The following is a 14,112-nucleotide window of genomic DNA, read 5'->3' on the forward strand; positions in this document are numbered from 1 at the left end:
GGTACGGAGTCGTCCGCCCCGGCAGCCCCCCGCGCTGCCGGGGCGGACGGTCATGCGTAGCGCAGCTCCCCGGGGCGTACCGAGCGGCGCAGCAGCGGCAGTGACGTGGCCGCCGCCAGCAGACAGGCCGCGTACACCGCGACCGGGACCAGCAGCGCCGTGTACGGCACGGGGACGGACGCATGCTCCGAGGCGGCGGCGCCGTACCAGACGCTGACCGTCAGGCCGCCCAGGCCCGCCACCGTGAGCGCGGGTGCCAGTGGCAGCGCGGTCTCCAGCAGGGTCGCCCGCGCGAGCACCGGGTACGGCACTCCGGTCGCCACCTGGGCGGCGAGTCCCCGGCGCCGGGTGGCGACGGACTCGGCGGTGCCGACGGCCAGCGCGCTCAGGACCAGGGCGAGCGCGAAGAGGAGCGCGAGGCCCACGAGGTTCAGGCCGTTCTCGTAGAACCCGATGTCCTCCGCGTACCGGTCCGCCCGGTCGTGCAGGACCGCGAGCAGCACCTGCCGTATCCCCATGAAGCCCGAGCCGACGACCGTCACCAGCAGGACCGCGGCATGCGTACGGGCCGCCGCCCACGGATCGTCGCGCAGCCGCTCCGCCGCGATCAGCACCGCCGGGCTCTGCGCGCGGGCGGCCAGGCCCTCCCCGAGCTGGCGGGCCGAGGCGCCGGTCAGCCACACCGCCACGGCACCGATCAGCAGGCACACGCCGAAGACCGTGAGCGGGGTGAGGGCGAACGGGAACGGCACGTCGTGGAAGGGGGTGGTCACGATGTACACCACCGTCAGCGCCAGCACCGTCGTCGCCACCCGGAACAGCCGCCCCGGACCCTCGGCCGGCCGCAGCCGTCGTATCCGCCCCAGGGGAGAGGCCACCACCCGGCGCAGCATCAGCGCGCTCACCGTCGCGCCCAGCACCGGCACTCCGACGGTCACCACGGTGATGCCCGCCCAGGCCAGGGGGACGGGGTTGTGCCACAGCCGCAGCAGGGTCGGCACGGAGACCGCCGTGGCCACCGCCGACCCCGCCAGACAGGCCAGACCCGACTCCAGCGCCGCGATCCGCCGCGTCTGGCCGGGCGTGGCCCCGGCGAGCCGCAGCGCGGCCAGCCGCCGGTCGCGGTGCACCGCGCCGACGCGGGCGCACTGGCCCAGAAAGCCGAGCACCGGGATGAACAGCAGCAGGAGTGCGGCGACCACACCGATCCGGGTACCGGGGTAGTCGAGCAGCCCGCCGCCCACGGACACGTGGTGGTGTCCCACCAGCGGCAGCAACGTGGCGACGACCAGCCCGAGGCCGGTCGCCGGCGCCGCCCCGACGGCGGTGAGCAGGACGCGCCACCACTCCCGGCGGTCGGACCCCCGGGTGAGCAGCCAGGCCAGCCGGAGATCGGCCGTCAGCGTCCTCATGCCGGCACCCCCGCCGTCGCCACAGCCCCGTCCGCCAGCCGGATCTCGCGGTCCGCGTACGCCGCGGTCTGCGCGTCATGGGTGATCAGCAGGACCGCCGTACCGGACTCGCGGGCCGAGCCGATCAGGGCCGTCATCACCTGCTCGCTCGCCAGGGAGTCCAGGGCGCCGGTCGGCTCGTCCGCGAAGACGACCCTCGGGCCGGTCACCAGGGCCCGGGCGAGAGCCACCCGCTGGGCCTGGCCGCCGCTCAGCTCGCCCGGCCGCAGTTCGGCCTGCCCGCGCACCCCGAACCGTTCCAGCCACTCACCGGCCCCGGCACGGGCGTCCGCCCGCGAGGCGCCCGCGAGCAGCAGCGGCAGCGCGACGTTGTCCACCGCCGTCAGCTCGGGTATCAGCTGGCCGAACTGGAAGACCACCCCGAACTCGGTGCGCCGCAGCTCGCTGAGCCGCTTCTCGGGAAGTTCGTCCAGGCGCTCCCCGCCATACGTCACCGTCCCCGCGTCCGGGCGGACGATCCCGGACAGGCAGTGCAGCAGCGTGCTCTTTCCGCTGCCGCTCGTCCCCGTGACGGCGAGGATCTCGCCGACGCCCAGTGCGACCGAGGCGCCGCTCAGCGCCCGGGTCCTGCCGTGATTCTTGGCGAGGTCACGGGCCGCGAGCAGCGGCACCGCGTCGTCCCCCTGGTTGCTCATGGTGTGTCGACCTCCGCGGTCAGAGTGGTCAGCCGGGCCGCCGTCGTCGCCATCCAACGGAGGTCCGCGTCAAGGTGGTTGAGGGCGTAGTCCGCCGAGAGCACGGTCGCCAGGTCGGTGCCCTTGGCGGTCTTGACCGCCGTGAGTTCCCGCATCCGCTCCATATGGGCGGCGCGTTGGGCCCGGAGATACGCCTCCGGGTCGCCGCCGGCCAGGATCGAGACGACGACCTTGGCGAAGATCTCGTTCGTCACGAAGGGCGCGGGCGGCGCGATCTCCCGCGCCCACAGGGCGAGTTCACGCGAACCGTCGGCGGTCGAGCGGTACGTCGTGCGCTCCGGGCCGCCGGCCGAGTCGGTGCCGTCGATCTCCGCGAGACCGTCCCTGACCAGGCGTTGCAGGGTCGTGTAGACCTGCCCGTACGCCAGGGGACGGGCCTGCGGGAAGCGTTCGTCGTGCCGTCGCTTGAGGTCGTAGCCGTGGCTCGGTCCTTGGGCGAGCAGGCCCAGCAGGATGTGGCGGGTGCTCATGCCGCTCAGTATGCACTGGATACATGTACTGAGTGAATAGTGATCAGCCGGGAAAGTGCGGGGAGTGCGGTGCGGGAGTGGCTGCGGTGCCGCCCTTACCCCAACCTGGAGGTCTGTCGTCGCGCCCGCTGGGTAGGGCTGCGGTAACCCGCCCGTCGCCCGTACCCGACAAGGAGGCCCCCGTGGCCGCAGCATCGGCATCACTTCCGCGCCCGGCCCGCTCCAAACGCACCGCGGAGCCGTCCGCCGACCTCGCACCCGGCCTGTTCTTCGTCGACGCCGAGGGAGCCTGGGCCGAGACCCCGCTGACCAGCGAACCGCCGCTGGCCGACGCCGAGCCCCTCACCAGCGAGCCCCCGCTCGCCGACACCGCCCCGCTGACCAGCGAGTCCGCCACGATGGACGCCCCGCTCACCAGCGAGTCCGGCACGCTCGCCGACCCGATGAGCAGCGCCTCCGCCGCGTTCGCCGGCCCGGACCCGACGAGGCCCTAGATGACAGCGCCCCAGCCGTCCGAAACCCTCGGCGAGGACCTGTCCCACCTCGCCGAACTGCACGGCGTCGCCACCGCCTACCGCCCCTCCCCGGACCGCGCGGTCCCGGCCTCGCCCGGCGCGGTCGTCGCCGTCCTGGCCGCCCTCGGCGTCGACGCGAGCACCCCGCAGGCCGTCCGCGCCGCGCTCGCCGCCCGCCAACAGGAGCTGGCCGAACGGCTGTTGCCGCCGACCGTTGTCGGCCGGCCCGGCAGCACGCCCGCCGCGCTCGACGCGCTGCCCGAGGGCACCCGGCTGCACATCGAGACCGAGCAGGGCGAGACCCGGACCGGCGCCGAACAACTCCCGCCCGGCGTCCACCACTTGACCGCCACCGCACCGGACGGCCGCAGCGCCGAGGCCCATCTCCTCATCGCCCCGGACCGGTTGCCCACGCCCACCGGACGGTCGTACGGGCTGATGGTGCAGGTCTACTCCCTGCTCTCCCGGCACTCCTGGGGCATGGGGGACCTCGGTGACCTGGGTGAGCTGACCGCCTGGGCCGGGCGGGCGCTGGGGGCCGGATTCGTACAGGTCAACCCGTTGCACGCGGCCGTACCGGGCGCGCCCACCGACCCGTCGCCGTACCGCCCGTCCTCCCGCCGCTTCCCCGACCCGGTGTATCTGCGGATCGAGGACATCCCCGAGTTCGCGTATGCCGAGGAGGACGAGAGGGAGAAGCTGCGCGGGCTCCTCGAACGGGCCGCGCGGCTGCGTGAATCCGTCCTGGAGAAGGGCGCGTTGATCGACCGGGACGCCGTGTGGGAGGTGAAGCGGGAGGCGCTGGAACTCGTACGGGAGGTCCCCCTCGGGCCCGGACGGCGGGCCGCCTACGTCGACTTCCTCGCCCGGGAGGGCGAGGCGCTGGAGGACCACGCCACGTGGTGTGCGCTGGCCGAGGCGCACGGTTCCGACTGGCACCGCTGGCCCGCCGCCCTGCGCGACCCGCGCTCACCCGAAACCGCCCGCGCCCGCGCCGAGTTGATGGACCGCGTCGACTTCCACTCCCGCCTCGCCTGGCTCACCGACACCCAACTCACCACCGCCCAGCGGGCCGCACGGGAAGCGGGCATGCCGGTCGGGGTCGTGCACGACCTCGCGGTCGGGGTGCATCCGGACGGCGCCGACGCCTGGGCGCAACAGGAGTACTTCGCGTCCGGCATGTCGGTCGGCGCACCCCCGGACGCCTTCAACTCCCTCGGCCAGGACTGGGGGTTGCCCCCCTGGCGCCCGGACCGCCTCGCCGAGTCCGGCTACGCCCCGTACCGCCGCCTGCTCCGTGCGCTCTTCCGTTACGCGGGCGCCCTGCGCATCGACCACGTCATGGGCCTGTTCCGGCTCTGGTGGGTCCCGCAGGGGCAGCCCCCCACCGAGGGCACCTACGTCCGCTACGACGCCGAGGCCATGCTCGCCGTCCTCGCGCTGGAGGCCTCGCGCGCCGGGTCGGTGGTGATCGGCGAGGACCTGGGGACCGTAGAACCGGGTGTACGCGAGACCTTGCAGGAGCGCGGGGTGCTCGGCACGTCGGTGCTGTGGTTCGAACGGGACTGGGAGGGCGACGGCCGTCCGCTCGCCCCCGAGAAGTGGCGGGCCGACTGTCTGGCCACCGCCACCACCCACGACCTGCCGCCCACCGCGGCCCGGCTCACCGGCGAACACGTCGAACTCCGCGACCGGCTCGGCCTGTTGACCAGACCGGTGGAGGAGGAGCGGGTCGAGTCCGCCACGGACGTCGGGGAGTGGCTGGCCCTGCTCTCCCGGCTCGGCCTCTTCGAGCAGGCGCCGGGCGGCGGCCGGCCCGCGTCGGAGGAGGAGGCCGAGATCCACGCCGTCCACCGCTTCCTGCTCCGCACCTCCGCCCGCATGATCGGCGTCTGGCTCCCCGACACCGTCGGCGACCGCCGCCCGCAGAACCTGCCCGGCACGTGGGACCAGTACCCGAACTGGCGCCTTCCCGTCGCCGACGCGGACGGGCGCCCCGTGACGCTGGAGGAGCTGGCCGCGTCCCCGAGGCTGCACGCGCTGGTGGATGTGCTGCGGGTGGGGCTGGGGGCGGGGACGACGGCAACGGGGACGGGGACGGCAACGGGGACGGGGAGCAGCCCGGAAACGGGCTCGGAAGCAGGGGCGGAAGCGGGCGCGGAAGCGGGCCCAGGGGACAGCGCGGAAGGGGGTCCGTGAGGCCCCCGCGCCCCATACGGCACCCCCGGGCGCGCGGCTCGTTCGGGCGTTCGCTACTTTTGCTGTGTGGACAAGAAGAACGCCCTGCGCGCCGGTGCCCTGGCTGCCGGTACGACGCTGATGATGCTGCTCATGACGTCCCCCGCGCTCGCGCTCACCCGCGACGACGGTGACGACCCGGGTTCCGGCCTGAGCGTCGCCCAGACGCTGGGGCTCTATGTCCTGATCCCGCTCGCGCTGTTCTCGATCATCGCGGGCCTCGTCATGGCGCTGGACAAGTCCAAGGACCGCGCGCCGAAGGCCAAGGCCACCACCGGCACGAAGGCCTGACCCCACCTTTTCCGGAGGGCGCCCGCCTCACCCACAGCGGTGAGGCGGGCGCCCTTCGTGCGTTCTCGCGGGACGCGCTACCGCTCGGTCGAGGCCAGCAACCTCCGCAGCAGGTCGGCCAGTTGGCCCGCCTGCTCGGCGTCGAGGCCGGACAGGGCCGCCGTCTGGGTGGCGAGCCCGGAGCCGACCGCCTCGTCGATCAATGCCAACCCCTTCTCGGCCAGGGTGACTTGGAGGCCCCGGCGGTCGTGCGGGTCGGGGGAGCGGCGGAGCAGGCCGGCCCGTTCCAGTTTGTCGAGGCGGCCGGTCATGCCGCCGGTGGTGAGCATCAGCGTCGCGGAGAGCTCGCGCGGCGAGAGGGCGTACGGCTCGCCGGCCCGGCGCAGGGTCGCGAGGACGTCGAACTCGCCGCGCGAGATGCCGTGCGGCGCGTACGCCTTCTCCATGCGGTCGCCCATGGCCCGGGAGAGCCGGAAGATCCGCCCGAAGACCTCCATCGCGGCGGTGTCGAGGTCGGGCCGCACCGCCGCCCACTGCTCGACGATCGCGTCGACGGGGTCCTTGTCGTTCATGGGGTGAGTATCCGCCGGTCGGTAGGTCGCCCGCAAGAAAGCGGCTTGACAGTAAGTTGCTTGCAGCTAAGCTAATTAGCGGCAAGTTACTTATGAAGGAGATGGCATGAACCGCTCCACCACCATCGTCCTCACCGCCCTCGCCCCCGTCTCCTGGGGCACCACCTACGCCGTCACCACCCAGTTCCTCCCGCCCGACCGCCCCCTCTTCACCGGCCTGATGCGCGCCCTCCCCGCCGGTCTCGTGCTCCTCGCGCTGGCCCGCGTGCTGCCGCGCGGTGCCTGGTGGTGGAAGGCGGCGGTGCTCGGCGCGCTGAACATCGGCGCCTTCTTCCCGCTGCTGTTCCTGTCCGCGTACCGGCTCCCCGGCGGCATGGCGGCGGTCGTCGGCTCGGTCGGGCCGCTGATCGTCGTGGGCCTCTCGGCGGTCCTGCTGGGGCAGCGGCCGACGGCCCGGAGCGTGCTCACCGGTGCCGTCGCGGCCTTCGGCGTGAGTCTCGTCGTACTGAAGGCGGCCGGGGCGCTCGACCCCGTCGGCGTCCTCGCGGCCCTCGCCTCCACCGCCTCCATGTCCACCGGCACCGTGCTGACCAAGCGGTGGGGCGGCCCCGACGGCGTCGGCCCGCTCGCCCTCACCGGCTGGCAGCTCACCGCGGGCGGGCTGCTGATCGCGCCGGTCGCCTTCCTGGTCGAGGGGGCGCCGCCCGCGCTGGACGGGCGGGCGGTCGGCGGTTACCTGTACCTCGCGCTGGCGAACACGGCGATCGCGTACTGGCTCTGGTTCCGCGGCATCGGCCGGCTCTCGGCCACGCAGGTGACCTTCCTCGGCCCGCTCTCCCCGCTGACCGCGGCCGTCGTCGGCTGGGCGGCGCTCGGGCAGGCGCTCACGCCGGTGCAGATGGCGGGGATGGCGGTGGCGTTCGGGGCGACGGTGTTCGGGCAGATCGGGGCGCGTACGTCTCCTGTTCGCGTTCGGGCGGTAGCGTCACACGGGGAAGCCGTGACGGAATGCCGTGACGCGACACCCGTAGCGCAACGCTCGTGACGCAACGCCGGAGGCGCCCGTGGCCGAGGAATCCTGCCCCAGTTGTGGCAAGCCGCTCACCGCACGGGCGGGGCGGACCGGACGCCGGTCCGTGTACTGCTCCGCCGCCTGCCGGCAGAAGGCCTACCGGGACCGGCAGGGGAGCGCCGGGGCCGGTGTCGACGGGCTGATCAAGGAGATCGGCCGGCAGGTGGAGGAGCTGGTGCCGCAGCCGCCTTCCGTCTTCTACTCCGGCGTGACGGAACTGTCCTCGTCCGTCGCACGGCTCAGACGGGTGGCGCGTACGGCGCGGGACAGCGCTCAGGAATCCGTCACTCACGCACCCGTTACGGAAGTCACCGCCGTTACGGACGAAGTCCGCGCCGTCGCCGAAGTCCCCCTCGACGAGGGTGACTTCGCCGCCCTCGTCGAGTCCCACCGCCGCGAGATCCAGGTCCACTGCTACCGCATGACCGGCTCGTACGACGACGCCGAGGACCTGGTGCAGGAGACGTTCCTGCGGGCCTGGCGGGCCCGGGACACCTTCGAGGGGCGGGCCGGTGCCCGTACCTGGCTGTACCGCATCGCGACCAACGCCTGCCTGGACTTCCAGCGCCGTACGGCCCGACGCCCCCAGCGCTACGAACCGCTGCCCGGCATGAACCACGGCGGCGGGGAGCCACCCGCCCGTATCACCTGGCTGCAGCCCTACCCCGACGACGAGTTGCCCTCCGCCGAGCAGCAGCCGGAGGCCGCCGCGGTCTCCCGCGAGACCCTCGAACTGGTCTTCCTGGCCGCCGTCCAGCATCTCCCGCCGCGCCAGCGCGCGGTGCTGGTGCTGCGGGACGTGCTCGGGCTGACCGCCGTGGAGACCGGCGAGGCCCTCGACATGACCGTGGCCTCGGTCAACAGCGCGCTGCAACGCGCCCGCCCCACCCTGCGCGACCGGCTGCCCGGCCGGCGTGCGGACTGGACGGCCGACGGGCCCACCGAGCACCAACGCACCCTGGTCAAGCGGTACATGGCCGCCGCCGAACGCCTCGACCTGTCCGAGGTCGCCGCCCTGCTCAGCGAGGACGTCACCCTCACGATGCCGCCGAACCCGTTCTGGTTCACCGGCCGCGACGCGTTGCTCGAATTCCTCAGCGTCAGCCTCGATGCCAACTCGCCCATGTTCCTCGGTCATTGGCGTCATCTCCCCGCCCGCGCCAACGGGCAGCTCGCGGCCGGAGGGTATGTCCGACGGCCCGGTACGACCGTCTACCGCGCCCAGGTCCTCGACGTGCTCCGCTTCGGCGCCGACGACCGGATCGTCGAGATCACGTCCTTCGAACCGCACCTGTTCCCGGCCTTCGGACTGCCGCTGCGGCTGTGACCGAGGAGCCGTGACCGATGAGTGGTGGGCTCCGTGTGCGTCTGTATGGCCGACACGAACGACACGTACATCACGCCCCGTACGTCACGACCCGCAAGGAGATCACCATGCTGCTCACCGACAAGACCGCGGTCATCTACGGCGCCGGAGGCTCGATCGGCGGTGCGGTCGCCCGCGCCTTCGCCGCCGAGGGAGCCCGTGTCCACCTCGTGGGACGCACCCGGGAGACGCTGGAGGCGGTGGCCACCCACATCCAGGACATCGGTATCAAGGACGCCGAGGTGGCCGTCGTCGACGCGCTCGACGAGACGGCCGTGACGGAACACCTCGCCCGTGTCGGGGACGTGGACGTGTCCTTCAACCTCGTCTCGCGCGGCGACGTGCAGGGGCTGCCGATGACCGACATGCCCGTCGACGACTTCCTGCGGCCCGTCCTCAACGGCGTCCGCGCCAACTTCATCACCGCCCGCGCCGCCGCCCGCCGGATGGCCGAGCGGGGCAGCGGTGTCGTCCTCACCCTCAACAGCGGTTCCGCGCACGGCAGTCCGATGATGGGCGGCACCGGTCCCGCCGACGCGGCGACCGACAGCCTCGTGCGCAACCTGGCGATGGAACTGGGCCCGCGCGGGGTGCGCGCCGTAGGACTGTGGGCCGCCGGCATCCCCGAGACGCTCACCATCGAGAAGCTCGGCAAGGTCAACCCCGACCTCAACGAGGCGGCGATCCAGGGCATCCTCGACCATCTGTCGAGCCTGCGGATGACCCGCCGCAACCCCACCCTCGCCGAGATCACCGCGACCGCCGTGTTCCTCGCCTCGGACCACGCGGCGAGCATCACCGGCACGTTCGTCAACGTCACCGGCGGGATGTTCCCGGGCTGAGCAGCACATGCGGAGGGGCGCCCGGCGGATCGCCGGGCGCCCCTCACAGCCGTAGCAGAACCGATTACGACGCAGCCGCGTCCGCCGCCTGGGCCTTCAGTGCGCGCTCCACACCGGACCGGGACTCCGAGACCAGGCGGCGCAGGGCCGCGTTGGGCTCGGCGGCCGTCAGCCAGGTTTCCGTGCGGTCCAGGGTGTCCTGGGAGACCTGGACCGACGGGTAGAGGCCGACCGCGATCTGCTGGGCGATCTCGTGCGAACGGGAGTCCCAGACCTCCTTGACCGCCTCGAAGTACTTCTCCGTGTACGGCGCCAGCAGGTCGCGCTGGTCGGTCTGGACGAAGCCCGAGATCACCGCTTCCTGAAGGGCGTTGGGGAGCTTGTCGGACTCGACGACCTGCGCCCAGGCCTCCGCCTTCGCCTCCTCGGTCGGGCGGGCGGCACGGGCGGTCGCCGCGTGGCGCTCACCGGCGGCCGTCTTGTCCCGCTCGTACTCGCCGGCGATCTCCGTCTCGTCGAACCGGCCCGCGGACGCGAGGCGTTCGACGAAGGCCCAGCGCAGTTCGGTGTCGACGGCCAGGCCCTCGATCGTCTGGGTGCCCTCCAACAGGGCGTCCAGCAGGTCGAGTTGCTCCGGCGTGCGGGCCGTGGACGCGAACGCGCGGGCCCACGCCAGCTGTTGGTCGCTGCCCGCCTCGGCGGAGCGCAGATGCGCCAGCGTGGCGTCCGTCCAGCGGGTCAGCAGCGCCTCGCGGGCGGCCGGGTCGGCGTACAGCTCGATCGCCAGCTTCACCTGCCGCTGGAGCGACTGCACGACACCGATGTCCGACTCCTTGCCGATGCCCGACAGGACGAGGGACAGGTAGTCGCGGGTGGCGAGTTCCGCGTCCCGGGTCATGTCCCAGGCCGAGGCCCAGCACAGGGCGCGGGGGAGGGAGGATGCGAAGTCGCCCAAGTGCTCGGTGACGAAGGCCAGCGACTGCTCGTCCAGGCGGACCTTCGCGTACGACAGGTCGTCGTCGTTGAGCAGCACCACGTCCGGGCGGCGCTTGCCGACCAGCTGCGGTACGTCCGTCAACTCGCCGTCCACGTCCAGCTCGACGCGCTCGTCACGCACCAACTTGCCGGTCTCGTCGTCGAGTTCGTACAGGCCGACCGCGATCCGGTGCGGGCGAAGCGTCGGCTCGCCCTTGGCGCCCGCGGGCAGGGCCGGGGCCTCCTGGCGGATCGCGAAGGCGGTGATGACACCGTCCGCGTCCGTCTCGATCTCCGGGCGCAGAATGTTGATGCCGGCGGTCTGCAGCCACTTCTCCGACCAGGCGCCCAGGTCACGGCCGGAGGTCTCCTCCAGCGCGCCCAGCAGGTCGGACAGACGGGTGTTGCCGTACGCGTGACGCTTGAAGTACGCCTGCACGCCCGCGAAGAACTCGTCCATGCCGACATACGCGACGAGCTGCTTGAGCACGCTCGCGCCCTTGGCGTACGTGATGCCGTCGAAGTTGACCAGGACGTCGTCCAGGTCGCGGATCTCGGCCATGATCGGGTGCGTGGACGGCAGTTGGTCCTGCCGGTACGCCCAGGTCTTCATCGAGTTGGCGAACGTGGTCCACGAGTGCGGCCAGCGCGAATCGGGCGAGTACGCCTGGCAGGCGATGGAGGTGTAGGTGGCGAACGACTCGTTCAGCCACAGGTCGTTCCACCACTCCATGGTGACGAGGTCGCCGAACCACATGTGGGCCAGCTCGTGCAGGATGGTCTCCGCGCGCACCTCGTAGGCGGCGTCGGTCACCTTCGACCGGAACACGTACTGGTCGCGGATGGTCACCGCGCCCGCGTTCTCCATCGCGCCCGCGTTGAACTCCGGGACGAACAGCTGGTCGTACTTCTTGAAGGGGTACTGGTAGGCGAACTTCTCCTGGAACCAGTCGAAGCCCTGCCGCGTCACCTCGAAGATCGCGTCCGAGTCCAGGAACTCGGCGAGCGACGGCCGGCAGTAGATGCCGAGCGGGACGCTCTGCCCGTCCTTCTCGTACACGCTGTGCACGGAGTGGTACGGGCCGACGATCAGCGCGGTGATGTACGTCGAGAGGCGGGGCGTCGGCTCGAACACCCAGGTGTCGTCCCGGGGTTCGGGCGTCGGGGAGTTGGAGATGACGGTCCAGCCCGTCGGCGCCTTCACGGTGAACTGGAAGGTGGCCTTCAGATCGGGCTGCTCGAAGCTCGCGAACACGCGGCGCGCGTCCGGCACCTCGAACTGGGTGTACAGATAGGCCTGTTGGTCGACGGGGTCGACGAACCGGTGAAGCCCCTCACCGGTGTTGGTGTAAGCGCAGTCCGCGACCACGCGCAGGACGTTCGGTCCCGCCAACAGCCCGGCCAGCGCGATCCGCGAGTCCTTGAAGACCTCGTCGGGGTCGAGCGGGTCGCCGTTCAGCGTCACCTCGTGGACCGTCGGGGCCACCAGGTCGATGAAGGACTCGGCACCGCCTTCGGCCACGTCGAAGCGCACCGTGGTCGCGGACCTGTAGGTCCCGCCCTCCTGCGCGCCGGAGAGGTCGAGATCGATCTCGTACGAGTCAACGGTGAGCAGGGTCGCCCGCTGCTGCGCCTCTTCGCGAGTCAGGTTTGTGCCAGGCACGCGGTCATCTCCTCGTTATGTGTGGGTTGCGCCATCCTTCCACGGGACCTGCGCGGAGCGCGATGTCCGTATCCCGCCGGTGAGCGGGACGGACGAGCGGGAGCCTGGAGTCATGACGACGTACACGGCACGACCCATCGGGCCCACGGTCCTGAAGGAGCTGCGCTCTGCTGACGATGCGGGAGCCCGAATGGTTCCCGTGCGCGACGAGGAGGGCGGCGCTCCGCTCCGCTGCTGCCTGCGCCGCAGCGAGCCGGGTGAGCGGATCGCCCTGGTCTCGTACGCCCCGCTGCGGCGCTGGGCGGCGGAAACGGGGGTGGAGCCGGGGGCGTATGACGAGGTGGGGCCGGTGTTCGTCCACGCGGAGGAGTGCGGGGGGCCTGCGGCCGGCTCCGGGTACCCGTTCGCGGACGCCCACCGGGTGATCCGCCGCTACTCCGCCGAGGGCCACATCCTCGGCGGCGAACTGGTCGACGCCCTGGACGACGATGCCTTCCGCCGGGCCTTCACCGACCCGTCCGTGGTTCTCGTCCACGTCCGGGCGGTGGAGTACGGCTGCTTCTTCTACGAGGTACAGCGACCCGAAATCAGCCCCTCCGGCGTTTGAGGAGCGGGGGTCCAGGGGGCGGAGCCCCCTGGGGATGGGACGGGTAGGGGCGGCGGGGGCGAGGAAGGCCGCGTCAGCCCCGGAGCTCCGCCGCCACCAGCTCCGCGATCTGCACCGCGTTCAACGCGGCACCCTTGCGGAGGTTGTCGTTGGAGATGAACAGGGCGAGCCCGTGCTCGACCGTCTCGTCGGCGCGGATACGGCCGACGTAGGACGGGTCCTGGCCGGCCGCCTGGAGGGGGGTCGGGATGTCGGAGAGGGCCACGCCCGGGGCGCCGCCGAGGAGCTCCGTGGCGCGCTCGACCGAGATGGGGCGGGCGAAACGGGCGTTGACCTGGAGGGAGTGGCCCGAGAAGACCGGGACGCGGACGCAGGTGCCCGAGACCTTCAGTTCCGGGATCTCCAGGATCTTGCGGGACTCGTTGCGGAGCTTCTGCTCCTCGTCGGTCTCGTTCAGGCCGTCGTCGACGATCGAGCCGGCGAGGGGGAGCACGTTGAAGGCGATGGGCCGCTTGTAGACCTGCGGCTCGGGGAAGTCGACCGCGCCGCCGTCGTGCGCGAGCTTGTCCGCGTCGGCGACGACCTTCAGCGCCTGCCCGTGCAGCTCGGCCACACCGGCCACCCCGGAACCGGACACCGCCTGGTACGTGGCGACGACCAGCGCCTCCAGGCCAGCCTCCGCGTGCAGCGGCTTCAGGACCGGCATCGCGGCCATCGTCGTGCAGTTCGGGTTGGCGATGATGCCCTTGGGGCGGTCCGCGATGGCGTGCGGGTTCACCTCGGAGACGACCAGCGGTACGTCGGGGTCCTTGCGCCAGGCGGACGAGTTGTCGATGACGACCGCGCCCTGGGAGGCGACCTTCTCGGCCAGCGCCTTCGAGGTCGCGCCGCCCGCGGAGAACAGCACGATGTCGAGCCCGGAGTAGTCGGCCGTCGCCGCGTCCTCCACCGTCACACCGTCGAGGACCGTCCCCGCCGAACGGGCCGAGGCGAACAGGCGCAGCTCGGTGACCGGAAAGTTCCGCTCCACGAGAATCCTGCGCATGACCGTGCCGACCTGACCGGTGGCTCCGACGATTCCGACCTTCACGGCGACTCCCTTTGCGTGCGTTTTACGTGGTCCGGCGTTTCCATGATGCGTCTCACCCGTGCCGGTGTGTCCAATCCTTTCGCCGCCCGGCCCGAGGAGTGGGACACGGGGACCGGCCCAGCCCGTCCCGATCCTCCTGCGAGGGCTCCGCGCGCTGCGAAGAAATCCGCCCCTCACCCGCCCGGGGCCGCAAGCCGTCCGGCCCGGCGGTGTGATCCATCACTCCGGCCGCCGTTCCGGAAAA

Annotated in this window: 13 protein-coding genes; 7 read left to right on the top strand and 6 right to left on the bottom strand. The window is 72.2% G+C overall.

Going from position 1 to position 14,112, the window contains the following annotated elements; translation table 11 throughout:
• Window positions 1–50: 50 nt before the first annotated feature.
• From ACIQBL_RS14835 to ACIQBL_RS14845, 3 genes are read right to left on the bottom strand one after another with little or no spacing between them, the layout of a single operon-like run.
• Entirely contained in the window at window positions 51–1,412 is a 1,362-nt protein-coding gene (locus tag ACIQBL_RS14835; protein ID WP_401941173.1) for an ABC transporter permease, read from the bottom strand.
• A complete protein-coding gene (locus ACIQBL_RS14840; protein ID WP_401941175.1) occupies window positions 1,409–2,107 on the bottom strand; it encodes an ABC transporter ATP-binding protein in 699 nt (232 codons plus the stop codon). The genes ACIQBL_RS14835 and ACIQBL_RS14840 overlap by 4 nt, the downstream gene beginning before the upstream one ends.
• The gene (locus ACIQBL_RS14845) at window positions 2,104–2,637 is read right to left on the bottom strand and encodes a PadR family transcriptional regulator (RefSeq protein WP_401941178.1); all 534 of its coding nucleotides are present in this window, start codon (window positions 2,635–2,637) and stop codon (window positions 2,104–2,106) included. The genes ACIQBL_RS14840 and ACIQBL_RS14845 overlap by 4 nt, the downstream gene beginning before the upstream one ends.
• Before the next feature lie 182 nt (window positions 2,638–2,819).
• On the opposite strand from ACIQBL_RS14845, the gene ACIQBL_RS14850 reads away from it, so the two are divergent.
• From ACIQBL_RS14850 to ACIQBL_RS14860, 3 genes are all read left to right on the top strand, one after another.
• A complete protein-coding gene (locus ACIQBL_RS14850; protein WP_401941181.1) occupies window positions 2,820–3,131 on the top strand; it encodes a hypothetical protein in 312 nt (103 codons plus the stop codon).
• Window positions 3,132–5,351, top strand: coding sequence for a 4-alpha-glucanotransferase (malQ, locus tag ACIQBL_RS14855; protein WP_401941183.1), 2,220 nt, complete (start codon window positions 3,132–3,134; stop codon window positions 5,349–5,351).
• Window positions 5,352–5,417: 66 nt separating this feature from the next.
• Window positions 5,418–5,681 (top strand): hypothetical protein, encoded by a 264-nt coding sequence (locus tag ACIQBL_RS14860; RefSeq protein ID WP_401941185.1) that lies wholly within the window; start codon window positions 5,418–5,420, stop codon window positions 5,679–5,681.
• A 77-nt stretch (window positions 5,682–5,758) separates the two neighbouring features.
• Here ACIQBL_RS14860 and ACIQBL_RS14865 read toward each other — a convergent pair whose 3' ends face one another.
• Window positions 5,759–6,253 carry a MarR family winged helix-turn-helix transcriptional regulator gene (locus ACIQBL_RS14865; protein ID WP_401941186.1) on the bottom strand — a complete coding sequence of 165 codons (495 nt, stop codon included), beginning with the start codon at window positions 6,251–6,253 and terminating at the stop codon, window positions 5,759–5,761.
• Between the two features lie 106 nt (window positions 6,254–6,359).
• On the opposite strand from ACIQBL_RS14865, the gene ACIQBL_RS14870 reads away from it, so the two are divergent.
• The 3 genes from ACIQBL_RS14870 to ACIQBL_RS14880 all read left to right on the top strand — a co-directional run bounded on the left by ACIQBL_RS14870 (window position 6,360) and on the right by ACIQBL_RS14880 (window position 9,533).
• Window positions 6,360–7,298 carry an EamA family transporter gene (locus tag ACIQBL_RS14870; RefSeq protein ID WP_401941189.1) on the top strand — a complete coding sequence of 313 codons (939 nt, stop codon included), beginning with the start codon at window positions 6,360–6,362 and terminating at the stop codon, window positions 7,296–7,298.
• Between the two features lie 19 nt (window positions 7,299–7,317).
• Window positions 7,318–8,652, top strand: coding sequence for a sigma-70 family RNA polymerase sigma factor (locus ACIQBL_RS14875; protein WP_401941192.1), 1,335 nt, complete (start codon window positions 7,318–7,320; stop codon window positions 8,650–8,652).
• Between the two features lie 107 nt (window positions 8,653–8,759).
• Entirely contained in the window at window positions 8,760–9,533 is a 774-nt protein-coding gene (locus ACIQBL_RS14880; RefSeq protein ID WP_401941195.1) for an SDR family NAD(P)-dependent oxidoreductase, read from the top strand.
• 64 nt (window positions 9,534–9,597) lie between these two features.
• Here the strand turns inward: ACIQBL_RS14880 and pepN are convergent, their stop codons facing one another.
• On the bottom strand, window positions 9,598–12,171 hold the full coding sequence (pepN, locus tag ACIQBL_RS14885; RefSeq protein WP_401941197.1) for an aminopeptidase N: 2,574 nt from the start codon (window positions 12,169–12,171) through the stop codon (window positions 9,598–9,600).
• 112 nt (window positions 12,172–12,283) lie between these two features.
• Here pepN and ACIQBL_RS14890 point away from each other — a divergent pair, with 112 nt between their 5' ends.
• Window positions 12,284–12,778 carry a DUF1203 domain-containing protein gene (locus tag ACIQBL_RS14890; RefSeq protein ID WP_401941198.1) on the top strand — a complete coding sequence of 165 codons (495 nt, stop codon included), beginning with the start codon at window positions 12,284–12,286 and terminating at the stop codon, window positions 12,776–12,778.
• A 73-nt stretch (window positions 12,779–12,851) separates the two neighbouring features.
• Here the strand turns inward: ACIQBL_RS14890 and ACIQBL_RS14895 are convergent, their stop codons facing one another.
• On the bottom strand, window positions 12,852–13,868 hold the full coding sequence (locus tag ACIQBL_RS14895) for an aspartate-semialdehyde dehydrogenase (protein ID WP_401941201.1): 1,017 nt from the start codon (window positions 13,866–13,868) through the stop codon (window positions 12,852–12,854).
• Between the last annotated feature and the right edge of the window lie 244 nt (window positions 13,869–14,112).

Origin of the sequence: Streptomyces sp. NPDC088350, from assembly GCF_044753545.1 — a bacterium.
Classification (GTDB): Bacteria; Actinomycetota; Actinomycetes; order Streptomycetales; family Streptomycetaceae; genus Streptomyces.

Bases quoted from the DNA above. Each gene is read 5' to 3' on its own strand.
- ACIQBL_RS14845 (WP_401941178.1), bottom strand. From the start codon at position 2,637: ATGAGCACCCGCCACATCCTGCTGGGCCTGCTCGCCCAAGGACCGAGC.
- ACIQBL_RS14870 (WP_401941189.1), top strand. From the start codon at position 6,360: ATGAACCGCTCCACCACCATCGTCCTCACCGCCCTCGCCCCCGTCTCC.
- malQ (WP_401941183.1), top strand. From the start codon at position 3,132: ATGACAGCGCCCCAGCCGTCCGAAACCCTCGGCGAGGACCTGTCCCAC.
- ACIQBL_RS14835 (WP_401941173.1), bottom strand. From the start codon at position 1,412: ATGAGGACGCTGACGGCCGATCTCCGGCTGGCCTGGCTGCTCACCCGG.
- ACIQBL_RS14865 (WP_401941186.1), bottom strand. From the start codon at position 6,253: ATGAACGACAAGGACCCCGTCGACGCGATCGTCGAGCAGTGGGCGGCG.
- ACIQBL_RS14840 (WP_401941175.1), bottom strand. From the start codon at position 2,107: ATGAGCAACCAGGGGGACGACGCGGTGCCGCTGCTCGCGGCCCGTGAC.
- ACIQBL_RS14880 (WP_401941195.1), top strand. From the start codon at position 8,760: ATGCTGCTCACCGACAAGACCGCGGTCATCTACGGCGCCGGAGGCTCG.
- ACIQBL_RS14890 (WP_401941198.1), top strand. From the start codon at position 12,284: ATGACGACGTACACGGCACGACCCATCGGGCCCACGGTCCTGAAGGAG.